The organism is Paenibacillus sp. FSL L8-0340, assembly GCF_038593145.1.
Classification (GTDB): Bacteria; Bacillota; Bacilli; order Paenibacillales; family Paenibacillaceae; genus Paenibacillus_AQ.
On the sequence record NZ_CP151967.1, the window covers coordinates 229,977 to 255,774 of the forward strand.

The 25,798-nt window shown below is 49.6% G+C and carries 21 protein-coding genes and 1 tRNA gene; 9 read left to right on the top strand and 13 right to left on the bottom strand.

The annotated features are described in order from the left end of the window. Nucleotides 1–9 precede the first annotated feature (9 nt). The 3 genes from NST07_RS01150 to NST07_RS01160 are packed head-to-tail and all read left to right on the top strand — an operon-like array spanning nucleotide 10 to nucleotide 4,018. Nucleotides 10–1,632, top strand: coding sequence for a spore germination protein (locus NST07_RS01150; protein ID WP_341089189.1), 1,623 nt, complete (start codon nucleotides 10–12; stop codon nucleotides 1,630–1,632). Between the two features lie 13 nt (nucleotides 1,633–1,645). Beyond that, a complete protein-coding gene (locus tag NST07_RS01155) occupies nucleotides 1,646–2,866 on the top strand; it encodes a Ger(x)C family spore germination protein (RefSeq protein WP_341089190.1) in 1,221 nt (406 codons plus the stop codon). A 33-nt stretch (nucleotides 2,867–2,899) separates the two neighbouring features. Next, nucleotides 2,900–4,018 carry an endospore germination permease gene (locus NST07_RS01160; protein WP_341089192.1) on the top strand — a complete coding sequence of 373 codons (1,119 nt, stop codon included), beginning with the start codon at nucleotides 2,900–2,902 and terminating at the stop codon, nucleotides 4,016–4,018. 427 nt (nucleotides 4,019–4,445) lie between these two features. Here the strand turns inward: NST07_RS01160 and NST07_RS01165 are convergent, their stop codons facing one another. From NST07_RS01165 to NST07_RS01180, 4 genes are all read right to left on the bottom strand, one after another. Continuing rightward, nucleotides 4,446–7,127: an ABC transporter permease gene (locus NST07_RS01165; RefSeq protein WP_342480928.1), complete on the bottom strand. Its 2,682-nt coding sequence runs from the start codon at nucleotides 7,125–7,127 to the stop codon at nucleotides 4,446–4,448. Then, the gene (locus NST07_RS01170) at nucleotides 7,124–7,807 is read right to left on the bottom strand and encodes an ABC transporter ATP-binding protein (RefSeq protein WP_342480929.1); all 684 of its coding nucleotides are present in this window, start codon (nucleotides 7,805–7,807) and stop codon (nucleotides 7,124–7,126) included. Before NST07_RS01170 ends, NST07_RS01165 begins: the two co-directional genes overlap by 4 nt. A gap of 66 nt (nucleotides 7,808–7,873) precedes the next feature. Further along, nucleotides 7,874–9,064, bottom strand: coding sequence for a HAMP domain-containing sensor histidine kinase (locus NST07_RS01175; protein WP_341089196.1), 1,191 nt, complete (start codon nucleotides 9,062–9,064; stop codon nucleotides 7,874–7,876). Then, on the bottom strand, nucleotides 9,057–9,740 hold the full coding sequence (locus NST07_RS01180; RefSeq protein ID WP_342480930.1) for a response regulator transcription factor: 684 nt from the start codon (nucleotides 9,738–9,740) through the stop codon (nucleotides 9,057–9,059). The genes NST07_RS01175 and NST07_RS01180 overlap by 8 nt, the downstream gene beginning before the upstream one ends. A gap of 166 nt (nucleotides 9,741–9,906) precedes the next feature. On the opposite strand from NST07_RS01180, the gene NST07_RS01185 reads away from it, so the two are divergent. After that, the gene (locus tag NST07_RS01185) at nucleotides 9,907–10,491 is read left to right on the top strand and encodes a lysozyme inhibitor LprI family protein (protein WP_341089200.1); all 585 of its coding nucleotides are present in this window, start codon (nucleotides 9,907–9,909) and stop codon (nucleotides 10,489–10,491) included. A 132-nt stretch (nucleotides 10,492–10,623) separates the two neighbouring features. On the opposite strand, the gene NST07_RS01190 is transcribed toward NST07_RS01185, so the two are convergent. Next, nucleotides 10,624–11,058 (bottom strand): LSm family protein, encoded by a 435-nt coding sequence (locus NST07_RS01190; RefSeq protein WP_341089201.1) that lies wholly within the window; start codon nucleotides 11,056–11,058, stop codon nucleotides 10,624–10,626. A gap of 189 nt (nucleotides 11,059–11,247) precedes the next feature. Between NST07_RS01190 and NST07_RS01195 the strand changes: the two genes are divergently transcribed. After that, nucleotides 11,248–14,985: an alpha-L-arabinofuranosidase C-terminal domain-containing protein gene (locus tag NST07_RS01195; protein ID WP_342480931.1), complete on the top strand. Its 3,738-nt coding sequence runs from the start codon at nucleotides 11,248–11,250 to the stop codon at nucleotides 14,983–14,985. A 153-nt stretch (nucleotides 14,986–15,138) separates the two neighbouring features. Here NST07_RS01195 and NST07_RS01200 read toward each other — a convergent pair whose 3' ends face one another. Further along, nucleotides 15,139–16,938, bottom strand: a complete 1,800-nt coding sequence (locus NST07_RS01200; RefSeq protein WP_342480932.1) for a helix-turn-helix transcriptional regulator — start codon at nucleotides 16,936–16,938, stop codon at nucleotides 15,139–15,141. Between the two features lie 241 nt (nucleotides 16,939–17,179). Between NST07_RS01200 and NST07_RS01205 the strand changes: the two genes are divergently transcribed. Both NST07_RS01205 and NST07_RS01210 read left to right on the top strand, forming a co-directional pair. Then, nucleotides 17,180–18,070, top strand: a complete 891-nt coding sequence (locus NST07_RS01205) for a copper amine oxidase N-terminal domain-containing protein (RefSeq protein ID WP_342480933.1) — start codon at nucleotides 17,180–17,182, stop codon at nucleotides 18,068–18,070. Between the two features lie 94 nt (nucleotides 18,071–18,164). Continuing rightward, nucleotides 18,165–19,070, top strand: a complete 906-nt coding sequence (locus NST07_RS01210; RefSeq protein WP_342480934.1) for a copper amine oxidase N-terminal domain-containing protein — start codon at nucleotides 18,165–18,167, stop codon at nucleotides 19,068–19,070. A 172-nt stretch (nucleotides 19,071–19,242) separates the two neighbouring features. Here NST07_RS01210 and NST07_RS01215 read toward each other — a convergent pair whose 3' ends face one another. From NST07_RS01215 to NST07_RS01225, 3 genes are read right to left on the bottom strand one after another with little or no spacing between them, the layout of a single operon-like run. Beyond that, nucleotides 19,243–20,232: a hypothetical protein gene (locus NST07_RS01215; protein WP_341089208.1), complete on the bottom strand. Its 990-nt coding sequence runs from the start codon at nucleotides 20,230–20,232 to the stop codon at nucleotides 19,243–19,245. 4 nt (nucleotides 20,233–20,236) lie between these two features. Further along, nucleotides 20,237–20,674 carry a DUF3788 domain-containing protein gene (locus tag NST07_RS01220; protein WP_341089210.1) on the bottom strand — a complete coding sequence of 146 codons (438 nt, stop codon included), beginning with the start codon at nucleotides 20,672–20,674 and terminating at the stop codon, nucleotides 20,237–20,239. After that, a complete protein-coding gene (locus NST07_RS01225) occupies nucleotides 20,675–21,685 on the bottom strand; it encodes a DUF4037 domain-containing protein (RefSeq protein ID WP_341089212.1) in 1,011 nt (336 codons plus the stop codon). Nucleotides 21,686–21,885: 200 nt separating this feature from the next. Here NST07_RS01225 and NST07_RS01230 point away from each other — a divergent pair. Continuing rightward, a tRNA-Leu gene (locus tag NST07_RS01230) sits at nucleotides 21,886–21,969 on the top strand. Nucleotides 21,970–22,060: 91 nt separating this feature from the next. On the opposite strand, the gene NST07_RS01235 is transcribed toward NST07_RS01230, so the two are convergent. Continuing rightward, entirely contained in the window at nucleotides 22,061–22,204 is a 144-nt protein-coding gene (locus NST07_RS01235) for a helix-turn-helix domain-containing protein (RefSeq protein ID WP_341380310.1), read from the bottom strand. On the opposite strand from NST07_RS01235, the gene NST07_RS01240 reads away from it, so the two are divergent. Continuing rightward, nucleotides 22,143–22,292, top strand: coding sequence for a hypothetical protein (locus NST07_RS01240; RefSeq protein WP_341380441.1), 150 nt, complete (start codon nucleotides 22,143–22,145; stop codon nucleotides 22,290–22,292). The genes NST07_RS01235 and NST07_RS01240 overlap by 62 nt on opposite strands. Before the next feature lie 12 nt (nucleotides 22,293–22,304). Here NST07_RS01240 and NST07_RS01245 read toward each other — a convergent pair whose 3' ends face one another. From NST07_RS01245 to NST07_RS01255, 3 genes are all read right to left on the bottom strand, one after another. Continuing rightward, nucleotides 22,305–23,639 (bottom strand): 6-phospho-beta-glucosidase, encoded by a 1,335-nt coding sequence (locus NST07_RS01245; RefSeq protein ID WP_341089216.1) that lies wholly within the window; start codon nucleotides 23,637–23,639, stop codon nucleotides 22,305–22,307. Between the two features lie 6 nt (nucleotides 23,640–23,645). Then, a complete protein-coding gene (locus NST07_RS01250; RefSeq protein ID WP_341377035.1) occupies nucleotides 23,646–24,641 on the bottom strand; it encodes a BadF/BadG/BcrA/BcrD ATPase family protein in 996 nt (331 codons plus the stop codon). A 100-nt stretch (nucleotides 24,642–24,741) separates the two neighbouring features. Then, the gene (locus NST07_RS01255) at nucleotides 24,742–25,731 is read right to left on the bottom strand and encodes a LacI family DNA-binding transcriptional regulator (RefSeq protein WP_038584810.1); all 990 of its coding nucleotides are present in this window, start codon (nucleotides 25,729–25,731) and stop codon (nucleotides 24,742–24,744) included. Between the last annotated feature and the right edge of the window lie 67 nt (nucleotides 25,732–25,798).

Consider the following 25,798-nt stretch of genomic DNA (forward strand, 5'->3'; position numbering starts at 1 on the left):
AGGCTAATCATGCTAAAACACTGGATAAAAAATGTGTTGAGACCAGCGAAAGGTTCCAGCCAAGATGCGGAAAAATCCAAACATCAGGCCTTAAACGAGCCTATAAATGCTTCATTAGCCAGTACCCTATGCACACTTAAAAATAGACTGGGTCAAAGCCCTGACTTTACCATCCGGGAATTTTCCGATAATCCTGAGCACACCGGGCCTCTTGCCGTTTGTTATATTGAAGGGCTAATCGACCCAGGTCTGTTATCCGATCTTATTGAAAGCTTAGTTAAAGAAATAGCCCATACATCCTCTAACCGGTTAGAAGAACATCTTGCAGCTTCTTTATTAAAAAAAACACTGCCTGCAGGAAATATTCAAATGATTGATTCGCAAAATCAGATCTATCAAGCTGTCCTTACAGGCAGTGCCGTCATTATAATAGATGGTTTACAATCTGCTCTGGCTGTCTCCATTGCCGGCGGGGTCAGACGGGCCGTGGAAGAACCCACTTCGCAAGGGGTGATCCGGGGGCCGAAAGAGGGTTTTACAGAGGATATCTCAGTCAATATCACTCTGATCAGAAGGAAGCTGCGGACACCTGATCTTAAGTTTGACAGCCACATTATCGGACAATATTCGCAAACCATTGTCATTGTAACCTACATAGAAGGAATTGCCGATCCCGGTGTGGTTCAGGAGATCACTAAGCGGCTTCAGACCATTGATACAGATAGTATCCTTGAAAGTGGCTATATCGAAGAATTCATTCAAGATGCGCCGCTTACTCCCTTTCCTACAATGTTAAATTCAGAACGCCCGGACACCGTTGCTGGAAGCCTTTTAGATGGACAAGTAGCGGTTTTGGTGGATGGGACACCGTTCGCATTAATTGCCCCGGTAACTTTTTATAATTTTTTTCAGACAGCCGAAGATTATTACCAGCGCTACGACATTTCATCTTTTTTGCGGGTGATCCGTCTGTTATCATTCCTGGTTTCCTTGCTGCTTCCTTCCTTGTTCATTGCCTTGACAACGTTCCATCAAGAAATGATTCCCACCATCCTGTTAGTAACTCTGGCCGCCCAACGGGAAGGGGTTCCTTTTCCAGCTCTGTTGGAAGCCTTGCTGATGGAATTAACCTTTGAAGTGATTCGTGAAGCAGGCGTCCGGATGCCCCGTGCGATTGGTCCAGCCATATCCATAGTAGGAGCTCTGGTTATTGGCCAAGCAGCGGTAGAAGCAGGACTGGTCTCCGGCGCAATGGTAATCGTTGTCTCCTTTACTGCTATATCCAACTTTGTCATTCCATACTTCAGTATGGCAACTGCCGTACGTTTATTGCGTTTTATTCTCATGCTGCTGGCAGGAACTCTCGGTTTATTCGGAATTATGGCAGGGGTTGTTCCTATTTTAGCTCATCTGCTCTCTCTAAAATCGTTCGGTATTGACTATCTATTGCCATACAGTCCATTTTACAAGTCAAATATGAAAGATCTGCTTATTCGGGCACCCTGGTGGGCAATGAAAACAAGACCCAATATAAAATCCGGAACTAACAAAAAAAGACAGGCTCCTCACCAATATCCTGTCGGTTCGAACAACATTGTCCGCAGTGCAGACGAGCCTGAACCAAAAGCTTAAAGGAGAGATCTATGTGCACCGATGCTGGGTAGTTGCCATTTTGCTTGTTGCAGGTCTAATGCTTGCAGGGTGCGGAAACCGAATTGAAATGAACGAATTAGGAATTACAACAGCAACCGGATTTGATGGGCAGCAGGGGGACTGGACAATTACATACCAGCTCATCATTCCACCGGCAATGTCTTCCGGCGCAGGCGGATCATCCGGTGCAGGGGGATCTCAAGCCGCTGTGCATACCTTCTCGGCACATGGAAAAACCATCAGAGAGGCTGTAGCGACCAGCACCCAGGAAAATCCGCGTAAGCTGTATTTTGCACATACCAATATTCTTATCATTGGTAAACAAGCAGCAGAAACCGGAATTGAAGAAATTCTGGACACTTATTATCGTAATCCTGGAGCACGGGAAACAGTTAAAGTCTTAGTTGCCAATGGCGAAGCCAGAGATTATTTGAAGAAGCTGATCCCCCCGGAGAAGCTTCCCGGCAGAGCGTTATCCAACATCCTGCAAAAAAGTGAGCAGTTAAGTTCGTATTACCCTTCGGTATCCGTACATGAATTGGCTCTGGGCATCAGTTCCGACAGCGGCGCTGCTGGAGTTCCAGAAGTATCTATCACAGGCACTGACAGCTCAAATTTAGAGTCAGCAAATGTATTCCAACAGACCTCGGCCAGCGGCAAACTAAAAATTTCCGGGTTAAGTGTCTTCCAGAAAGCAAAAATGGTTGGAACACTGGACCAAAACGAGAGTGTGGGACTCTCCTGGCTAACCAACCGTATACATACGACCACTCTAAGCTATAAAAGTAAGGATGCCGATGTGTCCGCTTTCCTGATCCGAAAAGCAAAGGTAAAAGTTACACCGGTAAAAGGGCATGTGCATTATACGATAAAAGTCAAGGCTAAAGTGGTTGTAGGTGAGATTTTGGGGACCACTACACCTGAAGATCTTTTAAAAACGCAGAGTATTAACAAGTTGGAGCAGCAGGCAGAGAAGATTATTGGCTCGCAAATCCTGGAAGGATGGAAAGCGGTACAGCGTTTAAAAGTCGACCTTGCGGGAATCGGCAATAAAATACACCGTAAATCCCCCGAGGATTGGAAAAGTTTAAAAGAAACTTGGCCCGAGGAAATTGCTAACATGGACATTGACATCGATGTAGAAGTGAACCTGAAACGGCCCGGTTTATTTCAGGGTTCATTTAGCCGGCTGCTCGAATCCGAAGATGATTAATGACCACATAAACATAAACAGGAGATGAAATAAATGAGCCAAAGCAGTACAATTCGGGTATCGGAGCTGGTCATATGTATTTCATTATTCGAGGTTGGCAGCACAACCTTATTTTTCATGGGGGGAGAGGCTAAGCAGGATGCCTGGTTAGCCATGCTGGTAGGGGCATTGGCCGGTCTGTTCGTGCTTCTAATACACTTGAGTATTCATCATCAGGAGCCCCTTTTAGATCTGTTCCTATTGTTTCGCCGTTATATGGGGAAATATCTCGGAACATTCCTGAACCTTCTGTTTGTGGGCTATTTCGTTTATGAAGTATCACGAAATTTACGCGATCTTGGCGAAATCACTATAATGACATTGTTAAACCAGACATCGCTATGGATTATCATGCTGATCGTCATCCTTGTTGTTTCCAATACCGTCCGTTATGGATATAGAGTAATGTTTCTGATGTGCGTCATTCTTTTTCCTGTTGTGTTAGTTAGCTATGCCCTAATCAGTATTCTGATTCCTGTCACCGGCCTTTTCCACTTCCAATTTATGCTTCCAGTTTTGGAATCCGGGTGGAAGCCCGTTCTTAATGCGGCAATACCGGAGATTGTCTCTTTTCCGTTCGGACAGACTGTATTATTTCTAGTTTTTTATCCCTATGTCCATACAGGAAGAAAACTCAACAGAGCTGTGATTACCTGTTATGTCATTACGGCACTCTCACTGACATTTATTAATCAACTGAATATTTTTGTTTTGGGTCCAAAAATTGCAATATATAGCACTTTACCTCTACTGGAAACCGTGCAATTGATTGACTTTGCTGAAGTATTTGAGCGGATGGATGCGCTGTTCACCTTGCTTCTCTTTCTTGGATTAATTGTTAAAATGGCTGCCTTTTTTAATGGTGCCGTAATCGGACTCGAAAAAATAACCGGTGTTGGTTATAAAAAGTGGGTGTTGCCTGTCGCATTTCTAGTTTACGGATTGTCCTTCTTATCTCCAAATTATACCCATCATATCGTTGCAGGCAGACAAATTGTTCTAAATTACATTTTTCCAGTTTTTCAGATCATTCTACCCTTATTGCTTCTTATCATAATCCTTATCAGAAAGCGAAAAAAGCGGACAAACCGTCCAGCTCATGAGAAAAGTTGAGGATCTCTAGCGGCTGAGAAAGATAAGATATTGTTTTACAATAGATGTGCTATTACAATGTTAACTGATTAACCGTAAACTAGTAAAAAACACCTCCAGGGTGTCTTTTACTTACTCCATATGTATGAAAATAACAGCATATAAGCTTCTACGAATGCAGTCACAGTTTTGATGATACGCCAAACAGTCATTACTTCTGTACTGAGTGCTGAATAAGAATATCAGCCATCTTTTCTAAGGAATACTCATTCCCATCCGGCCTATCCTTCGAGTAACGTTTTGTTGCATCTTTCTCCTGATTTATCTTGATCGCCCCATTCATTCAGATATCCTATCTTATCACGCTCAATAAAGAACACAACATAAAAGGTCCAAAAGACACCTCCAGGGGTGTCTTTTGTTCTTTAAGGAATTATATGCTGTGCGATTACAAGTTCTCATCTTTGATGGCATCAATCACATTCTCCTGCCGTATCTTTGCGCCGGTGATTTGGTAGGCCAGTCCTACACTGCCTGCGGCAAGGATAAAGCAGCCTGCTAATTGAAGCCAGGGGATTCCGGCCAGAAAGTCCTTCCACGTAGCGGCAATTGCGTAATGCAGCATAATACCGCAGACGCCGGCCAATATCGGTATAGACAGCAGGGAGGGCAACAATCCAAAGTATAGTCCTTCCAGCCGCAGCATACGTTTCATACCCCGGGGAGACAAGCCCATACTGCGAAGGACCGCGAACTCCCGTCTTCGGGCTGAAAGGTTGCCGGACACGGTGGAAAAAGCACCTGTGATGCCTATACAGCCGAGCAGGATGGCAAAGCCGCCGACCAGAAGCTCGATGGAACGGATGGCGTCCCGGTTGCTTTCCTCCCGGCTGAGCAGAGTGGTAATGCTCCAATCTTCAGGTGGCAGGTATTGATTCAGGATCTCACCGGCCTGCTGCCGGGCCACAGCCAGCTGTTCCCGGGGAATGTTCATCTTAAAGGTAATACTCTGGTAATCCAGCGCCCGCTCCATGCTGAGTTTCTGAACAATACTCTCATAAGTGTCCATCGGCACGATCACTACCAGATCCAAGGGATAGTGATGCTGGTCGAGCGCCGGATATTGGCCGGTCACGGCACCGATTGTAAGCTTATACTGCCCACCCGTACGCGGCTGGTCAGGGAAATGATCTTCTTCTACAATCATTGAATCGCCAGCGGCAAGCTGAAGATATTCCGTTTCCGGGATGTTGTACTTTTCGATAAAAGAGGGAATATTGCCGCTGGTCCGGTTAACTACTATAGCCTTGGACTGGGTCTGATCAGCAAACAGGGCTGCGTCTACCCCAATCCGGGCACAGTAAGCGGCAAAGGAGGCGCTATCCAGTCCTTTCAGCTCCAGAAAAATTCGCGGCTGCCCATCCTCTTGCAGCAGATTGGTAGGGAAGCTGCCGCCGGAATTACCGGGATAGTAGCTGTCCTGAAATCCACCGGCAGCGGCAAAGGCCGGATGGATTCGCTGCTTATCCCATTTAAGGGAGTGTTCAGCCCCCCGGTAAACCACCTGCTGCTGAACACCGGACAAGCCGGACAACTGCTTCATCATAGCCGGATCGGGCTGCGCCACGGTGGTCATGGACAGTTCGAAAGTGTATTGTTTCTGGGCCAGTGCCAGCTTCTGGTCGGCTATCCAGATGACCGCGAAGCTTTGAAAGCCTACGATTAGCGTAATGAACAGCGTGAGCGAGATTATCGTCGTGCGATAGGCTTTTTTGTTGGCTGCAAAGGCGCTGAACGCAAGCCCTCCCTCAGCACTTAGTCTGTTATGTAACCAGCGGTATTCGCGTGTCTTCCCCGCCTTCCTTGTAGCCGGGACATTTCGGATGGCTTCTATCGGCAGCAGTCTGGCCAACTTCCGGGCTGGCGTCCATGCGGACAATAATACGGTAGCAAAGCTTGCTGCCCCTGCAATGCCTACGATGGGCCAAGAGAATTCAATGCGTAAATGGTTGTTTGCAGAATCGGCTAACAGGGCGTCGATCGCTTTGATAATAACGGCCATTCCGGCATAACCAAGCAGCAGCCCCAGGGGGATTGCGATGCAGGCCAGTCCCAAGGCTTCATATAATACAATGCGGCGAATTTGCTTCGGCGTTGCGCCAACGCTTTTGAGAATACCCAGTTGCCTGATTTGGCTTGCCGTTGTAGCTGTAAAGGCATTGTAGATCAATATGGTGAAGAGGAGCATCACCAGCCCCATCGTCAGGAGGGCGGAGAGTGCATAGCCGGAGGTTAGGGCAATTCCGCCATGGACACCGGGCCCCTTGAGTCCGTATAAGGCCAGAAGCGGTGTGTTGTAGGTGATGGCGTAGCTTCCGGCAGCATTCGGCTTCTGGCCAATATTCCCGGCCAGCTGCGGAGCCGTTTCATAAGCATCAGAGATGTTACGTAGCCGCACGGAGACGTTAAACAGCTCTTTCGGTGAAGCCGTCTGCATATCCGCGAAGCCATAGGCAGAGTAACAGGGATAAGAGGATACGGAGGATTCATTGATCGTTCCCGTAATGATGAAGGCTTGTTCACCAGCAGGCTGAAAGATTTCACCTTGGAGCCGTGGGGCATAGTCCGCCACCTGCCTTCCATCCAGCATACGTTGCCCTATGGGAAGCTGAAGGCTGTCTCCTATCTGGTATTGGGGATTCTCGGCAAAAAACAATTTGGATACGATGATCTCGCCCTTCTTCTTTGGGATCCTGCCTTCCAGTAGTCTTCCTGTACGCGGGCTGTTCTCCCAAGCGTCAACGCTCAGCTGTACCAGATTCAGATAAGGCCGCTTTGTGCCCTCCAGCTGTAGCGACTTGTGCTGCGATTCCAGATAGACCTCATCCACCTGCGGATGGAGCTGAATATATTTCAGCTGTTCTGCCGGAACCGGTTGTCCTAAACGGGCATGCCAATTACCGCGGTCCTTAACGGTCGTATCCACCTCGTTAAGCCACTGGGAATAAAGTAGAAAACCAGAGGCGCAGAGTAAGGTGGCAGCGATCAGAATGGCCGTGAAGATGAACATTGTGCTGCGCTTGTTCGCCCTGAGATGGGAGCGGACGTAGTCTCCGATGATAGTATTCATTGCCGGATCACCTCGTCGGAAACAATGCGGCCGTCTTCCAGGGTGATAATGCGGTCCGCTTCCAGCGCAATCTTCTCGTTATGGGTAATGAGCAGAACGGTCTGATTGAATTGCTGATGGGACAATTTCAGCAGCCCGACCGTTTCCTCTGTATTTTTCCTGTCGAGGTTTCCGGTCGGTTCGTCCGCCAATAGAAGAGCAGGTCTGTAAATCAAGGAACGGGCGATAGCCACACGCTGCTGCTGCCCGCCGGACAGCTGGCCTGGCAGGTGGTCGAGCCGTGATTCCAATCCCAGGCTGCGGATAATGTCCTGCAGCCGCTGTTCATCCGGCGTTCTTCCGTCCAGAAGCATCGGCAGTACAATATTTTTCCGGACACTTAAGGCAGGAATAAGATTATAGAACTGGTAGATCAGCCCGACCTTCCTTCTGCGGAATACCGCTAATTCTTCTTCGTTCAGCTGTGCAATGTTACGGTCCTCAATCATGATCGTACCGCTGGTCGGGCGGTCTACGCCGCCCAGCAGATGCAGCAGGGTGGACTTGCCGGAACCCGAAGCGCCGATAATGGCGACGAATTCGCCTTTTTGTACCGACAGCTGAACGGAGTCAAGGGCGGTAACGAGCGATTGTCCCGAACCGTAGGCTTTCGTTAAGTTCTCACAACGTAATATTTCCATGGGTGGAGCCTCCTTTGTACGGTCCACTCTACCAGCCCCGGGTGACATTCCGGTGACGGAGGAAGATTAATGAGCATACCACTTGATGACAAAGCGGGCTCCGCCCCCCGGCCGGTTCTCCGCATGGATGCTGCCGTTCTGCCGCTGAATGATGGAATGGGCCAGCGCAAGTCCGATGCCAACGCTATCCTTGCGGGCATTGCTCCCTCTGTAAAAGCGTTTAAATATATGCGGAAGTTCTTCCGCAGGAAATCCCGCCCCGGAATCCTCCACTATAATTTGCGTGTACACGGGGTTCTGTGCGTAAGATACAGTGATGTTGCCGCCAGTTGGGGTATGCTCCGAACAGTTCATCAGAACATTGAGCAGTGCCTCCGAGCTCCAATGGTAATCTCCGCGGTAGCTGATGGCGGGGCTGGATTGAAGGGTCAAGGTTTGCCTTCTGCCGGAGAGGATATTCTCCAGAGGTTCAGCGGCGCTGGCCAGCATCGTGTACACATCCACCGGAAGCTGCTGCAGTTCCAGCGTTCCCGCATCCAGCCTGGACAACGTCAGCAAGGAGGATACCAGACGCTCCAGGCGGGTTAGCTGGCTTTGGATTTTCTCCACATATAAGGCGTCTGCGCTGTTCTGCCTGCTGTCAGCCAGTAATTCAGCCATCAAAGAGACAGAAGTCAGCGGGGTCTTGATCTGATGGGCAATATCGGACAGATTGTCGGCGAGCGATTGCCTTTCCAGCACGGCTGTCTCACGGGTATGCCGCAGCTCTACAACAGTCTTATATAATTCGTCTTCCAGGAAAGAGTATTCATCCTCACCAGTCCGGGGCAGAATTTGGTGCTGTCCCTGATTAATGGAATAGAGATAGGCTGTCAGTCCTGCGATTCTTTCCTTTCTTTTGTTTTGTAATCGATACTGAACTGCTGCAAACAGCAGAAACAGGAGCATCCACAGGCCCACACTTCCCGTGATGATCAGCAGGCGGTTCTTGTTATTAAAGGTGTGGAGGGTATACCCATAGCGGTGCAGAAGTTCGGTACCTGTCTGCAAAGCGGCGGCATTCCCGTCATGCAGTCCCTGTACTAAAGTCTGTTCCAGCTCAGGGTGGCGGCTGTAGGATGTCCCGGTGAGCTGCGCCGTTTGGGTGTATTCAGCCTGCGAGACGAGCCGGGATATGCCAATCCCCATAACCAGTCCGGCAAACAAGGCAGCGGCGAAGGCCAGAAGGAGAAACCGGCTGTACCTGCGTCTATTCATCATCCGGCTCCAGGCGGTAGCCGATGCCGCGAATCGTCTTGATGCTGGAGGAAGGGCCTAATTTCTCCCGCAGCCGCTTTATCATCACGGTCAAAGTGTTATCGTTGACAAAATCCCCGTCCGCATCCCATAATTTCTCAAGCAGCACTCTGCGGGTCAGCGTCTGATTTTTGTTCTGCAGAAGCAGCAGTAGCAGGCGGTATTCACCGGCGGTCACCGGCACCTCTGTTCCGCCGCAGAATACCTGCGTTTTGACCGGATCGAGCAGAAGTGCTCCGCAGGTGAGGCGGGCTGCCGCAGGGGCGGTGCTTCCTGTCCGGCGCAATACGGCCTGGATGCGGGAGAGTACCACACTAAGCTGAAACGGCTTAACGATATAATCATCAGCCCCCATATCCAGACCCTGCACGATATCATGCTCGTCATCCCGTACAGTCAGGAAGATTACCGGAATATCGGACATCTGTTTGACGTAAGAGCAGAACTCATAGCCGTTGCCGTCAGGAAGATTCCAGTCCAGCAGGATCAGATCATGGGGGCTGGCGGTCAGCATAGCTTTGGCGGTACTGACCCGATCGGCATGTTGTATACCAAAACCCTTTTGCAGCAGGAATACTTTAAGTCCAAAGGCAATAGTTTCGTCATCTTCAACGATTAGAATTTGTTGTTGTCTCATGTTTCTAGTATATCTATTTTAGTTTTTGGAAGGAAAGTATATCTTTAACTATATCTGCGATGATTATATTGCTGCCAATGCAGGTAATATATACAAATAAGCCTCTGTTAAAAGGTAAGCCAAACCACACGATATATACTATAAACCGATGATAGGGTGAGGACGAATGAGAAAAACAATGATATTGACTCTATTGACCTGCAGTTTAGTATTTGCCGGTTGCAGTAATAATGCAGACAGCAAGGTAAATTCGGCAGAGCCGGATCAGAATGCGCAGCAAACAGCAACAGCAACAGCACCGGCTACAACGCGAGAAGCAACCCCGGCAACAACCCCGGAAGCCACACCGGAGGAAACGTCGCCTGAAACCGGGCAGGAGCCTGCCGCCGGATCGATGAAGCAGGACTACTTGAAGAAGCTGGATAAGATTGAAGAGGGGCTTACAGATTTGCAGGCTTTATCAGATGAAGGGACAACGGCGTCGATGATCGAGGCTGCGGACAAGGAGTACGGACGGTGGGATGCGGCTCTAAATGAGATTTACCAGGAGCTCAAGCGGCAGCTCCCGAAAGATGAAATGGCCAAATTAAAAGAAAAGCAATTAAAATGGATCACAGAAAGAGATGAAACGGCGGCAAAGGCAGCGGCAGAATTTGAAGGCGGAACGATGGAGCCGCTGGAATATGCAGCGACCCAGTCAGGGGTGACGAAGGAAAGATGCTATGAGCTGGTTGAGCTGTATATGAAGTGAACAGAATACTATCGCAAAAAAGACACCCCCGGGGTGTCTTTTTAAAAATATAGAATTTATATGCTTCACGTATAAATTATCCTTCTATTTCTCGCTGAAACGGATGTCATTCTTTGTTCAGCCCCTAAGCTGCTAAACCCCACCGCCTCCCCCCATCAATCCCTTAAGCCCACTCATAAACGGTCTGATTGTCTTAATCATGCTGTAGCCCATCTTCATCACCGGCATAGCTTTCTGAATCATTCCGAAGAAGCGGAGCCCGCCGCCCATCAGTCCGCCCAGGCCTCCGCCAAGCCCCCCGCCGGGTCCTCCGGCAGCGCCAGCACCCGAGCCTCCGAGCAAGGTTCCGAGCATCGGCAGAAATGCTGAGGTTGTGGCCTTTTGCGAACGGGAGGTGGAAGCTCTGCGTGGTTTATGGTTACTGCGCCGTTTGGAGAGAATCAGCGCCCCCTGATCGAGTCCGGTTATCCATCCTACATAGGTACGCCCGTCATGCAGCGTAATGCAGACCTTTCGGCCCTTCAATCGTTTTGCCTGCTTGCGCACTCTTGCTGCTGAATTGCCCATTTGCAGATCACCTCATTGTTCTATTTACTCCTATAGTACACAGAGGATTGGATACGGCTTGTGCTAGTTCCACGAGTATAGCAAAAAAAGTTGAGAAATAACCGCCTAATGAGGTAGTATAGCTATATGGTATTTATTTTTATAAACTGATTCATATTTATATTAAATAAAAGGTTAGGAGAGACCCTAATGACTAATTTCCGCGATCAAATCATTGCACATTACAAATTCGAGGATGCAGACCGTATCGCTAAAGACAGCTCTGGACAAGGGCGGGATGGAGAGGCCTTCGGCAAGGTGGCGCCGGTAATCTCCAAGGTGAGCGGCAGAGTGGCTGCAACGTTTGCCGGTGGCGATGCAGGAACCTCGTATGTCCGGCTTCCGGCGGACTTGCTTCAAGATGTAAGCGACAACACGGGGATAACCGTTGCTGCATGGGTGAACTTTGCCAAGGGCTCTAACGTATGGGAGCGGATCTTTGACTTTGGCAAAGGGGAGAAAGGGCCTTATCTGTTCCTGACACGTAATTTGCGCGGTACGTTGTCTGCCCAAGGCGATTTGGCCGTTGATCCGGGCAGAGGATTTGCCGGGGGCGAGTGGATGCATATTGCCATGTCGGTAACGGGTACGCAAGGCGGCACTTTAAGCAGTGCGGGTCCGGTGGTGTATGTGAACGGTGAAGCCGTTGCTGACGGCTCGATCAGCCAGACCTCCAGCGGCAACTATGCCCAACTGCGCAGATGGTTCGCGACCTTTACGGATTCGGACAACTACAGCAGCAATTTTATCGGCCGTTCGCAGTTTGCTGCGGATGCAGACTTTGCCGGCTCGCTCTCGGATATGCGGATTTATAAAGCGGGCTTGTCGATGGATGAGGTCATTGAGGTGATGTGCGATTCTTTGAGTAATGAAGAGATCGTAAGGCTGGCCAGAGACAAGTATCTTGCCTTCCCCACGACCATAATCACTAAGGACTTGTCACTTCCGGCTTCGCTGATGGGCGGAAAAGTTGAAGTGAGCTGGAAATCTAGCCAGCCTGCAGCGCTTCTGGATAATGGACAGGTTCAGGAAATAAGCTCTGCTGAAGCGGCAACCCTTACCGCAGTTCTGACCCGGGGGCCCGTCTCTATGGAAAAAAGCTTCGACGTCTCGGTGCTGCCGCAGGACCTGCCTCCATACACACTGACCATCCACGGAAATAAGGAAATCCTCGATGTCAGCGAGGTGATGTACGGCTTGTTCTATGAAGACATTAACAACGCAGCAGACGGCGGAATTTATGCTGAGCTGGTGCAGAACCGCTCGTTTGAATCTTTTGCTTTTGATACCTATTCCCATACTTCCGGGGAATGCGGCTGCTCCACCGGCCGGAACCGCGAGCCCTTATTCGCGTGGTCCGGAGATACCGGTAAGATGCTCCCGCAGCACAGCGGCGGACTAAATGAACATTTTGGCGTAAAGGACCCGGAAGTAAATGCTTATTATGTGACAGTGGCAGATGGTGCCGTGATTCAGAACAAAGGGTTTGCTGATTCCAACGGAAATTGTGCCATGTCCATACTAACGGGCGCGAAGTACGATTTCACAATCTGGGCGAAGGCAGAGTCAGCCGGTACAATTACGCTGCAGCTTCAGGGAGCGGACGGAGCAGCGATCAGTGATTCCGTAATCGTAAAAGTGGAGGGCGGAAACACCTGGAAGAAGTATGGAGTGGATGCCAAGCTTGTGCTGACGGGTTCGGCCACGGCTCTTGGCCAGCTGGCGCTTGCTTTTGCGGGTGAAATTTCGATCGACATGGTGTCCTTGGTTCCGCAGGATGTATGGGGAGCAGGCGAGGAAGAGCACTCCCGGTCGGCTCACGCCAACTATACGGGCAACCCGAACTACCGGCTGAGAAAAGATCTGGTGAACGCGCTTGTAGGCATGCATCCGAAATTCCTGCGTTTCCCCGGCGGGTGCATCTCTGAAGGCTCCTTTATTTGGGAGAATGTGTATGACTGGAAGGATTCCATCGGAGCGGTTGAGCTGCGCAAAGAAAATTACAACGTATGGGGCTACATGATGACTATGGGCCTCGGCTATATGGAATATTTCCAGCTGGCAGAAGACCTTAATGCAACTCCACTTCCGGTGATGGCTTGCGGCGTGCTGTGCCAGGCGCGTTCGGACTACGCCCATCCGGCCGGAGGCGAATTACGGGAGTATTACATCAAGAACTTTACCGACCTGATCGACTTCGCCATCAGCATGGACTTCGAGAACAACGAATGGGCGGCTATGCGCAGCAAGATGGGCCATGAAGCTCCGTTTGATCTGCGTTATCTGGGCGTAGGCAACGAGAACTGGGGTACAGAGTTCTTCGCCAACTTTGAAGTGTTCAAGACATCAATAGATGCCTATATGGAGCAGAACTATCCGGGGCATGAACTGCATATTATCTCCACGGTTGGCGCGCAAGCGGACGATGATGCGTACCAGCAGGGCTGGAAGTTCCTGAGCGGCAATCTCAGCGGATCGGCTGAGGTAGCTTTTGCCGACGGGCATAAAGTAATTGAAGAAACGGTAACCTGGTACGGGCAGCAGAGCAACTACATGGACACGATTGCCGATGAGCATTACTACCGCTCCAATGACTATCTGCTTGCGAATGCCGACCGGTATAATTATTACTATAGAGCGTATAACGCAGACGGCAGCATCGACTGGAAGGAAACCTCCAAGGTATTTGTCGGGGAATATGCTTCTACGGACAAAAACACACTGGCTGGCGCAGTAGCAGAGGCAGCGGTTATGACCGGATTTGAAAACAATGCGGATGTTGTTCTGCTCGCCGCTTATGCGCCGCTGTTCAACAAGGTGCTGACGGACGGGACCTACCGCTGGACACCGGACTGCATCTGGTTCGACGATGAGACGGTCTGGTTCACCCCGAACTATTATGTGCAGCAGCTGTATGCCAAATATTTGGGCAATAAAGTACTGGCAACCTCCTTCTCTACGTATAGAAACGGCAAACCGGCAGCACTCCTTCCTCATGGCGGAATTGAAGTGGCGGCAGGCAATGCTGATATTCTGGTGAAGCGCTTGACCGTAACGTCGAATAAGGATGGCTCTGTGCTGCTTGATCAGGACTTTACACAGGCGCTTAACCAGGCTTGGCAGACCATTCCCGGCTCCGCAGGGTATACCGTTCTGGATAAAGGGCTTGTGCTTAAAGCTCAGGCCAGCGGGCTGAACGGCCTTTACATCCTGAATGACAGCTGGACCGATTACAAGGTGGAGGTTGTTGCTTCGCGAATCGCGGGGGAGGACGGTTTCTACGTGGGCACAGGGCTGACTGACATTTCGCCGGAGAACAAGGATGTCCTCGAATATGCTATCAGCTATGGCGGCAACGCTACCGGTGTGAAGGTGTACAAGCAAGGCGTGGAAGCCTATACCCTGGGCGACTACTCTTCCAGCACGGCGGCAGGCAATCTTAGAGCAGCCAGCTATGAGGAGATTTCCGACAACACGGAATACACGATTACAGTGAATTACGGTGGTGAAACCGGAGAGAGCCTGATCTGTTCTTATACGGACGGCAGAGCAGCCAGCAAGGTGCTGGACTACAAGCTGGAGGCGTACAACAGAGAGATCTTCAACTCGGTTACAAAAGACGCGAAGCATGTGTATGTAAAGCTTGTGAATGCCGATGATGTAGACAAAATAACGCAGCTGCAGCTTGAAGATTTGAAGGTCGGGGCAGCCGCGAAGCTGATCACCTTGACCGGCGAAGCCCAGCTTGTGCATGTGCCTAATGTAAACCAGAAGAACAATGAGCGAATCGTGCCTGACGAGCGGGAGATTACGTTGAACAGCAGCAATATTGTTCTTAATCTGCCTGCTAACTCGGTGAATGTGCTGGTGCTGGATCTTAAGGCATAAAGAAGCATCTGCTCTGTACTATGCAGGCTTTAGCCAGTATTTGCCCACGTGATCCTCAAATAAGCTGAACAAAAGAACCTGTCGCCCAGTTCAAGGGCCACAGGTTCTTTTATCATTTGTTCCTGTACTTTCTATCTTATGAAGAAAAAGTCTTTAAGCCTCTGCATGGTGCTGGCTGTTCTCCAGGATCTCTTTAGCCAGCTCATCTCCACGGTGTTCAAGCATGCTTACGGTTTGCAGTAGCTCCGCCTGCCGGCTTCGGTGCTCATTCGTCCAGAACGGGCGGGGGGATAAGCCCGGCTCTATAGAGGCCGGATCGGTCATTGCCTTGTAAAAACCTTCGAGTAAGGCGTCGATCTGTTCATACACGCCGGCCATTTCAGCCAGCGCGCCGGCTTCGGCAGGATGCTGCAACAGCGGCAGCGAGGCTTTTAAGTAAGCTGCGGCGCTTCTACGGGCATCGGTTAGCGCCATCATGCAAAAGTGGTTTACGCCGAACCTGCGTTCAAAATCATAGGTTTCTGCATCTTGGTACCACCGGCTGCTGAGCAGACCTTCGCACCATGTATCCAAAGCCTTATAGCCGAGCCGGTAGCCTCTATTGTCATCGGCCCTCATGGAGTCCAGCTTGACCCTGAGTGAAGTATAGAAGTTGTCCAGAGCTGACGGTACAGGAGCCTGGCTGTCAAAGCGCATTAGCATATAAGGCCAATGGTCCACATATAAATAGCCCTTGCTGACCTTCATATCGCTCTGAAACTCTGGATCGTCGTGCAGGCCCTCGAACGTTTCCCCGTCAAAATAGCTGCGGCACAGCAGGGTATCCCCATTGTCCAAGTACCCTGTAATTACGCCCCACTCGGGGGCAACCCTGAGGTTGATCGCTATCGGCAGCTGATGCTTCCGAATGCTGTCCATTAGTTGTTGCTTCTCCTGTTTGCGCTCTTCCGGTGTAAGCCGGTTCGCCCGGCTGGCTGTAAGACCATAGGCTTTATGGGCAGCAGCTGAAAAATCATAGGCTACGAGCGCATCGGCTGAGCTATAATCCCACACAGGTGTGAAAGAAATTCTCCAGCATGCCCCGGACACCCCCATTACCTGCTCATAGGTAGTCTCAATCCCCCTTGTGCTCAAAGACAGATAGAAGGCTCCTGCCCATGAGCAGTCCATTCCCTGGCCGAAGCCAAGTCGGCCTACATTCTCAACAATGTAATGCTGCCGGGACGATTGGATGGCGAAGAGGCGGGTCCGGTCCGGGCTGTAGTGAATCTGCTCACCTTCGGCACAGCTTACCGCATGAATACCCTCGGCATTCAAGTAGAGGAGCAGCAGATAATCGTTGCCATCATTGTCGATAAGGCTTGGGAAAAGCTCGTGGCTGACCGTGAAATGCTCCCACTGAAAGAACTCATAATGCTGCATCTTCTTTAAAACATTCCGGTGGATCAGCTCATTTCCATAGGAGGCGTACACAAATTCCAGTCCGCTTTTGCCGGGGGTATACCCTTTGGAATGGACATCAATCGTCAGAAGCTGTTCTTTTAGCGCATAGGCTGAATAGATTCCGGCAGGCGTCTCATATCTGACAATCAGCACCTTGGAGCGGTCGCCGGACAGACAGCCGGGGAAGATATGATCGCTGACGGTGAAGGAGAGTCTGTTGCCGGCTACGAACTGGTTCACAAAGTGGGTGACATCATGGGAATCCCGGCCGTCTGTGTATACGGCGGAAAGTACGACTAATTCCTGGGGCAGCAAAATGCCGTCAATGGGGTGGCCCAGTACAATGGACAGCAAAGGCAGGGTGGCGGTTTCGGGCAGGGACTTCCCTGTTTCCCATTTGGAGACGGCTTGAGCCGTGACATTGAGCTGTTCGGCCAATTGTTCTTGGGACAGCTGTTTTTCTTTGCGGAGCATGGCGATGCGTTTGCCGACTTTTTCGCTACTGATCATAGTTACCTCTCCCGAAATTGAATTCGACGTCGTAATTTCATTATAATCCCGGACTATGGAATAACCATGGATTCAAGGAGGGGAGAGGGAGGGCGTTTTCCAACCGGCAGTTGAGCCGGACGACAGTCAAGGGCATTTTTTTATAGGAGATGCGTAACGTTCGCAATATTTTTTAAAAACTTTTGTATGTTTGGTTGCGTCTATTATAAATGGGTCTAAAAAATGGGAGGTATGTAGAAATATGAAAAAAATGATAAGTGCTTTATTAGTAATGTGTTTAGTGTTTTTGTGTAGTTCAATACCAATATATGCAAAATCACCGGTTACTCTTATTATCAATAGTGAAGTAGTTAGTTCAGATTCACCACCTATGGTAGTTAATGGAATAACTATGGTCTCATTAGATTCCCTGAGAAAGTTAAATCTTAATTTGAATTGGAATTCAATAAATAAAATAGTTACTGTAACAACAAAAGTGAACCAGGATAAGTTAGTTCTTAAAGCAGGAGAGAAAGAGGTAACATATGGAGGGAATACAATAAAATTGGAGTCCCCTGTTCAAGTCAAAAATAAGCGGATTATGGTTCCTTTACGTTTTATTAGTGAAGCCTTTAAAGCAGAGGTGAAATGGGTTAAAGATGCAAATGAAATAATTATTCATAGTTGGGATAAGATAAATACCTATTCTACCTTATATCAGGGCGATGATTTACTCGCTGCTCGTAAAATCGCCCTGTCTCTTCCTTTGATTGGAGAAAATAAACTATCCTCAAGTAAAGAAATGTCATCCCATCAGTTGTATTTCCCTGAAGGGGAGGTCTTGCGATATTACCACGTATGGGGAAATTTAGTTTCCTATTATGAGATTAAAAATGATCTAACCTATTTAGTTTGGGAGGGAGTAGAGGAAGTAGGCAAATCAGGTGTGTATTCAAAAGAGTATGGAAAGCGACCTGAACCAGAAAAAAATGAGGTTTACTTTGATCTTGCGAGAGATTCAAAAGATGTAACCTATGGTAGAGTGGATTCAAAAGATGTTTTAAGAAGCATGCGAGACGATAATTCGAATTTATTAGTTGGAATGATTCAATCCATTCCTGATGAAATTCGAACGGATAAAGTTGTGAATTAGATGATGGTCTACTTTCTCTTTATTTAGCTTTACTTTAAACTGAAATATTCTTAAAATGGATGTATCAACTAAAAAAAGTAAAGGGTGGATTAAATTGAAAAAAACATTAATTTCGATTCTTAGCACTTTCTTTATTTTATTTTCATTAAACAGTATAGCTAGTGCAGCAAAGCCTATTCAGTTAAATGTAAATGGAGCCCTTTTAACTGATTTGGCTGCACCTTTGATTAAAAACAGTATTAGTTACGTTCCTATTCGTACTGTTCAATCTTTGGGTTACAAGGTGAATTGGGACAGCAGGTCCAAAACAGTATTAATTATTAACAAGGCCACCTCTGATAGATTGAGTCTTGTCATAAACAGTGATGTTGCGATGATGAATGACAAAAAACTAGACTTAGATAGGCCTCCTCTTGTGAAGGGGAACACAGTTTATGTTCCTCTGCGATTCATCAGCGAAAATTTCGGAGTGCTTGTCGATTGGGATTCAAAAAATAACGGTATTGTGCTTGTTTCTCCAGATCCTGAAACTCAAACCCAGATAAAAAGCGGCGATCTGGCTAAAGCCAGATTAGCTGTTACTGATATGCCAAGGGTTCAATTTTATATATCCACTGTGCGTCCGGAAAGTCATAGTTACAGCTATATTTTTAATGAAAAGGACTATTCTAAGTTCTATTTCATTTTGTATACTAGCATTTACTATTACGAGATGAAAAACGGATATATGAGCCTTGTTTGGGAAGGTCAAATGGTGGCTTCAAATCAGAAGAACTCGTCTAGTCCGTTGGCTAAATTTTTTAATACAGGCATAGATACTCTTTGGGGTGTGCAGCCTAAATTAATGTCTCGGCTAATCTATTTTAATGATGAAAAGTTTGTTTACGATAAAGGAGAGTATGGGATTATTGGTATGGATGGATCGGCAGAGTTCTCTCATACGGTTGCAAATCCTAAACAATTGAGCGATATTATTATTAATTTTCCGGAAGAAAATTAATGAAAACAGGGAATTCGGATAATTTCGAGTTCCCTGTTTTTTTAGTGGTTAGCCCTTCTCCTTGAGCGCTTCTATAGGGTCTCAGACACTTTCTTTTAACTCTTGGACATTATCCATGGATTCAAGGAGAGGAGAGGGGCGGCGTTTTCCAACCGACAGTTGAGCCGGACAGTCATGGGCATTTTTCCAGAATAATCAGCTCCCCGTCCCATTCAGGAACAAACAGCTGGCCGTCATAATAATCGAGGCTGCATATTCTCGGCAGCTGAAGGCTGAAGAGATCGGGAGTATCCAGAACATGCTCCGCTGGAGAAACGATGTGCGGGGTTCCGGCAATGGTGGTGATGATCCCGGAGCTATGGTCAACCCTGCGGACGACATGATTTTGCGTGTCTCCGATATACAGATTGGAGGCTTCGTCGAGAGATAGTGACCATGGCCCGTCAAAATGTTCTCCGCTGCTTGAACCGAAGGTAGCCTGGAGCGCAGATCCCCCATCACCGGTGTAACCGCCGCGGCCCGTTCCCGCAATCACCGTGACTTCTTCATTGACGGGGTCAATCCTGCGCACACAGTAGTTTTTGCTGTCCAGCACATACAGGTTTCCATCCGCTCCCCGTCTTAAATCATAAATCCAGTTAAACTGCACCTGTGTAAAAGATACTGTGCCCGCCTGAAATCCCGGTTCACCCGTTCCTAGCGTAGTCATTAAATTACCTTTCAGATCAAATTTATGGACCCGGCAGCCAGTCACTTCATTGATCCACAAGAAGCCGGCAGAATCATACTCACAATTCCCAATATCCTTAAACCCACAAGCCGCTCCATCTATCAGCAACCGGGCTTCTCCGGCAGCAGGGTTAATTGCGAACACTTTATTATTTCCGCTGCTGGCGACGATAAAGGTCTCCTTATCCGGAAAGGTAATATAAGTAGGGTTGAGGATATCCGCATAGATATGCCTAACATGCTCTCTGACGATCTGATTTCCGGCCGTCCAGTTCAGAGTGTCCGTATCCGTCGCGATTTCCCCAACCCAGTGTGTATCATGGTCTAGAATATACCGGGTACCCTGTGGATTATGAAAGCCAAAGTGGCAGTAGCCGTCGATAAGCTTCCGTTCTTTTCCGAAATGCAGCCGTTCTTTAATTCTCCAGTTCATCCAATCACCCCCGCTTCTTGGGTTTTTTCTTGATCAGGATCATTTGCTCAATATCTTTAAGTTCATCTATAGAATGCACTTTAATCCATAGCCATCGTCCATCGTGGAATTGAGCAGCAGCGTCATACACCGACTTGAAAGTTGTCCCGAACTCTTCCATTCTAGCCGTGTACGCTTCGATCTCCTTTTTCCCGAGTACAAGCAGAACGGTAAAGCCCTCTTTTTCCGGAAACATAGCAAATAAGGTCTTCCCGCTCCTGCGGTATCTCACATTCCAGCCATAATTTTTTCCGCCAAAATTGAGTTCTGGCTGGTGATCGTAATTTTGTTCGGCAAAGCGGCTGAGTTCGATCCATGCTTGCTTGGCCTCTGCGCCAATAAACGTATAGATCTGTTCTTCCGTAGGAACAACTTCTTTATCACATAATCGCTGGCTACTCACTCAAGAATCCTCCTTAATTTGTTCTACTAAGGCCGCAAACCACGAGTCTAGCTCCTCCGGTTGAATGGATAGAAGTTTGTGCTTATCTACAATGATTTGGTCTTTCGTAACGGAGGTAAAGCGGACAAAAGGTTCTCGCGACAACATGGATAAACCCATGCGATCCGTCCATTCCTTGATGGGGAGACTGTCTTTAGGCAGCAGAAATTTCAGCAGATCATAGAAGCTTTTGTGCATTACATTCAAGTTGTAGCCCGGACATTCCTTACTGATGATATAAGAATCGACTTCCCGCCAAAGGTGCTCGATTATGGCTTGTCTTACAATCAGGCTCTCCTTGGAGAGGTCCCCGGTGCTCATCATCTCCTTGAGTCTTGTTTCCCAGCAGGCCGGAGTCCATGGCAGCGTTCTGCTCATGTGGACCAGCCATTTCTCATGCGGCACATATTCACGGTTGGCAATATATAAGGCCTCCAGCAAGCGGATCGCTGCCATATTGAGCATGGAGTGGCCCTGCACGGGATCACCTCTGTGAATCCAGATATCCCCGGCCAGCCGAAAATACCACCAGCAATTGAATAACAACCCTTCGGCATGCAGCGGCTCTGGTGTATGCGCCAGCTTTTCTGACATCATTTCGGCGATTTGCCCCGTGGGATCGTACAGGATTTTTGCATAGGATAAATCCCACAGCGCCACACTCTCCCAAGACCGCTGCTGCTCTTCTTCCAGATCTGAGATCTTGATGTCATACAGATAGCTGCCGATCCTGGTAATACCTAGGGGGATAGGGGATTGCCCACTGTTCCACAGCTCATACGGGGAGGACTCCAAGTAGAAAACCAAATCGATCTCCGATAACTCGTCGGCATACCCGCGGGATAATCCGCCGTTCAAGGTGATGCCCAGGACGCCGTCCAGAGATTCAAAATCCTTCATTCTGCTATCCAGTTCCGCGAAGAATAAATGAAGTTTGTTGGTGCTTGTTGCCGTTACATAAGGCCTGCTCATACAGAATCACCTCGTTATTGATCTGTGACCAAATGGGAAATCGTTAGTAATAATATATAGCTATGAAAGCGGTATACCTATGATATTAGTCTTAAACGTTAGGCCTTTCATTGGAAAATTTAAATGCTAAATAAAAATTAACTTGCCCTTCTGTTAAATTCATGATATATTAATTCCTGCACTGCAATTAACATTACTTTGCGGTCATGGCGGAATTGGCAGACGCGCTGGCTTCAGGTGCCAGTGGTAGCAATATCGTGGAGGTTCGAGTCCTCTTGACCGCATACCAAGAATGAAAGCTTCTGAATTGTCCCTACGGACAGCTCGGGAGCTTTTTTTCATTGGGTTCAGCGGCTAAAATGAGCTTCACTCATCTTAGTAGGACAACAGGGTGGAGCTTGGACTGGACGAGGCCTGATGCTTACGGAAGGCAGATGGAGACATGCCGCTAAGCTTATTGAATACGCGGTTGAACTGGGAGAAGCTGTTGAATCCGCACTGCCCGGCGATGTCGGAAATCTTCTGCCGGGTGATGATCAGCAATAAAATGAAGAGACTGCCTCACCCGCTGCATCATACGCGGGTGGAGCAGTCTCTTCTGGGTTAGGGGAGGAGTTGCTTATTGCGCCGGAGCGGGAACTGCTGCGGATGGGAAGAAGTTCGGCAGATACTCCTTATTCGCTTCCAGCATTTCATCGAGCATAGCGATAGCTACTTCGACCGAAGGGACCAGCGGATGGTGAGCCATCGCTTGAATAGCCAGGCTGCGGTCACCGCTTACGGCGGCATCAATCGCAAGCTGCTCGTAGGTTTTGACGGCATGGATGAGCCCTTTGGCCATCTGCGGAATTCTGGTCAGCGGCAGCGGCAGCGGTCCGGTCTTGGTCACGACACAGTTGACCTCGATACTGGCATCCTCTGGAAGAAAGTCAAGGATACCACGGTTGGCGACATTAAGAGTCTGGATGTCATTGGTGCCGTTGTACAGCGAACGCATCAGGTTGACCGCCGCCTCGGAATAAAAGGATCCGCCGCGCTGCTCCAGCTGCTTCGGCTTCTCCTTCAGCTCCAGATTGCTGTAGATCTCAAACAGCTCTTCTTCCACACGCTTTACCACTTCGGCGCGATTTCCGCCTTCCTTGAACGATTTCTGCTGCTCTTCAAGCATCGCATCGGTCATATAGAAATATTTCAGATAATATGAGGGCACGGCGCGCAGTGATTGCAGGAACTCGGGATTCCACTCCCGTGCGGGCACATTCTTTGCACTGTAGCCGGCGGTGTCGGCCAGCATGTCATCCAGCTTGTCTTCGCCTTCGACATCAATGCGGGTGATCCAGTGCAGATGATTTAGGCCGACAAATTCGGCATAGATCCGGTCAGGTGCGACGTTATATTTGGCCGATACCTCCTTGATCAGCCCGATGGGGGCATTGCAGAGGCCGATGCTCTTCACGTTCGAATATCTCAGTACGGCTTCGGTCACCATTCCTGCCGGGTTAGTGAAATTCAGCAGCCACGCGTCAGGCGCTAGCTCTTCGATATCCCGGCAGATGTCCAGGATGACGGGGATCGTGCGCAGCGCTTTGAGCATTCCGCCGGGGCCGGTCGTTTCCTGGCCGATAACGCCGTATTTCAGCGGTATGGATTCGTCGCGTCCCCGGGCATCCAGCATGCCGACGCGGATTTGTGTGCTGACGAAGTCCGCGCCTTCTATGGCTTTGCGGCGGTCGGTGGTGAGGTGGACTTCAATCGGCAGGCCGGACTTTTCGACCATGCGTTTAGCCAGACTGCCGACAATGTTCAGCTTGCGTTGTCCTTGTTCAATATCCACGAGCCAGAGCTCGCGGACCGGGAGCTCCTTATAATGCAGAATGAATCCTTCTACCAGTTCCGGTGTATACGAAGAGCCTCCGCCGATAACGGCGATTTTCAGTCCTTGCTTAGCTGTCAAGATAAATCACTCCTGTCTTGTTGTGATAGGGATAAGTTCGAAATCCTGAAACACACGCATCTTCTCATAAATATCGCTGGTAATGGTGAGGCCGTCACTTTCCAGGGCTGACCAGACAGCACCGACCACAGGCTCGGTGGATAAGGTGACTACTGCAGCAAGCGGAGCCGCTTCTTGTACGGCCTGGCTGATGGGTCCACGGATCCAGCCGCGGTCGCCCCGGGTGAGCAAGCTTCCGACAAGCACTACGTCGAAGGCGTCATTCTCCATGCCCAGCTTGTGAATGACTGCTGCGGCAGCTTTGCCCAGCTCCATGCCTTGGTGCTGCAGAATCGCTAGCGCGGCAGTATCTCCCTCGGCGGCTGCCGGGAACAGCAGGCGGGCAGCGTCAAGTGGCACATGCTTGCCGTAATCAAGAAAGTCATTGTACATATCATCCACCCGCTCATAGCCGAGCAGCTTCAGCAGCGGCGCAGTCAGAAGGGTGGGGGATTCCCGGCCGTCCCAGGCGCGGATAACAGTGCGGAACACTTCGATATTCAGCGAGCCGCCGCCGCCGAAGTCGCCGTACATGTAATCGAAGCCGCCGCATTGATAATGCTGGCCCTGCGGATTGCGTCCGGCGGCGTTGGTGCCTGTACCGCAGATCAGAGCGACCCCGTAAGGCCGGCCCGTACCTGCCCTTAGTCCAATCATCGGGTCGCCGCTGAGTGTATAATTTGTAAATCCGATCCCGCGTATCATCGGGTGGAGGATATCATAATCCGTCTTCCGGTCGGCGCCGGCAAGCCCTAGATAAGCGTGCTTGATATCGCCAAGCTGCAGCCTGGCTTCCGCCAGTGCGGCGAAGGAGGCTTCGCGAATGCTCGCAGCGGCTTCCGCAGCGCTAATCTGGTGATTGCCGTTGCCGCTCCTGCCCTTGCCGAGCACATTGCCGTGCTCATCGCAGAGCAGGGCATAGGTTTTGCTTCCTCCCCCATCGATCCCCAAATAGTAAGTCAATGGTCGTCACTCCTAAAGTTTTGTGAGCATCACTTCTCTGAATCTCTTCATACAAAACTGGCTTCGAAAGCCTGCAGGTGGAATGATTGCAGGTGCGGTTCTACCTGGAAGAGGTGGAGTCACGTACAATCAGCTCCGGATCAATCCGGATGTTAGCACCGCGTTTCATATTTCCGTTGATGCGTCTGAGCAGCATATCGGCGGCGGCAAGCCCGATCTTATCCGCCGGCTGGCGCAAAGTTGTCAGATGCGGGCGCAGCTGTGAGGCGATATAGTGGTCGTCATATCCGACGATGGCTACCTCTTCCGGCACAGAGATGCCGGCCTCCATCAGCGCGTTGATCAATCCCAACGCGATATTGTCATCCCCGGCAAATACAGCCGTGGGCAGCTTGCCCGCCTGCAGCCAGCGTTTGCCGGTGTCATAGCCCATGCCGATGTCGAAATCGCCATGGACAATCTCAAACGGCTCCAGCCCTTTCTCCTGCAGGGCCTGCAGGAAGCCGCCGCGCCGCTCCCGTGTGCTGCGGAACATCTCATTGCCGCAGAGGTGGGCGATGGAGGTATGGCCAAGCTCAAGCAGATGGCTGCCCGCCGCATAGCCGCCCTTGAAGTTATCAATGGTGATGGAATAGGCGTCATTCCCCTCCTGCTGATTATCAATCAGCACATAGGGGATTCCGCGCCGTTTCAATTCCACAATATAATTGTCTTCTTGCATCGGGGAGAGCAGAATCAGGCCATCTACCCGGTCCTCCTGAATCAGATAGTGGTTCTCATTGAAGTCGATGCCTGTCGAGATGGAGATGGCCAGGTAGTAGCCGTGCAGGGCAAGCACGTCATTCAGCTCCTTGACCACGGCATCAAAGAAGGAATCCTGCAGTGTAGTTACGATAAGGCCGATAATCCCGGTCTTGCCGCTGGCAAGGCTGCGCGCAGCCGCATTGGGCCGGTAATCCAGCTCCTTGATTGCATCCAGCACCTTCTGGCGGTTATTCTCCCGCACCGTCCCGGCGCCATTCAGCACCCGGGAGACGGTGACAACGGACAGTCCCGATTTTTTGGCTACATCAAAAATACTTACTTTCATCGCTAGCGCTCCTTGCGGCGGATTTTCCGAAGCTATATTCTATCTCCAGTATACAAGGCTTATCGAA

What these genes read in the sequence shown, in the direction of transcription:
- NST07_RS01175 (WP_341089196.1), bottom strand. Translation starts at nt 9,064, where the DNA reads ATGAATAGACGCAGGTACAGCCGGTTTCTCCTTCTGGCCTTCGCCGCT.
- NST07_RS01205 (WP_342480933.1), top strand. Translation starts at nt 17,180, where the DNA reads ATGAAAAAAATGATAAGTGCTTTATTAGTAATGTGTTTAGTGTTTTTG.
- NST07_RS01185 (WP_341089200.1), top strand. Translation starts at nt 9,907, where the DNA reads ATGAGAAAAACAATGATATTGACTCTATTGACCTGCAGTTTAGTATTT.
- NST07_RS01225 (WP_341089212.1), bottom strand. Translation starts at nt 21,685, where the DNA reads ATGAGCAGGCCTTATGTAACGGCAACAAGCACCAACAAACTTCATTTA.
- NST07_RS01180 (WP_342480930.1), bottom strand. Translation starts at nt 9,740, where the DNA reads ATGAGACAACAACAAATTCTAATCGTTGAAGATGACGAAACTATTGCC.
- NST07_RS01150 (WP_341089189.1), top strand. Translation starts at nt 10, where the DNA reads ATGCTAAAACACTGGATAAAAAATGTGTTGAGACCAGCGAAAGGTTCC.
- NST07_RS01195 (WP_342480931.1), top strand. Translation starts at nt 11,248, where the DNA reads ATGACTAATTTCCGCGATCAAATCATTGCACATTACAAATTCGAGGAT.
- NST07_RS01200 (WP_342480932.1), bottom strand. Translation starts at nt 16,938, where the DNA reads ATGATCAGTAGCGAAAAAGTCGGCAAACGCATCGCCATGCTCCGCAAA.
- NST07_RS01255 (WP_038584810.1), bottom strand. Translation starts at nt 25,731, where the DNA reads ATGAAAGTAAGTATTTTTGATGTAGCCAAAAAATCGGGACTGTCCGTT.
- NST07_RS01165 (WP_342480928.1), bottom strand. Translation starts at nt 7,127, where the DNA reads ATGAATACTATCATCGGAGACTACGTCCGCTCCCATCTCAGGGCGAAC.
- NST07_RS01170 (WP_342480929.1), bottom strand. Translation starts at nt 7,807, where the DNA reads ATGGAAATATTACGTTGTGAGAACTTAACGAAAGCCTACGGTTCGGGA.
- NST07_RS01215 (WP_341089208.1), bottom strand. Translation starts at nt 20,232, where the DNA reads ATGAACTGGAGAATTAAAGAACGGCTGCATTTCGGAAAAGAACGGAAG.
- NST07_RS01160 (WP_341089192.1), top strand. Translation starts at nt 2,900, where the DNA reads ATGAGCCAAAGCAGTACAATTCGGGTATCGGAGCTGGTCATATGTATT.
- NST07_RS01190 (WP_341089201.1), bottom strand. Translation starts at nt 11,058, where the DNA reads ATGGGCAATTCAGCAGCAAGAGTGCGCAAGCAGGCAAAACGATTGAAG.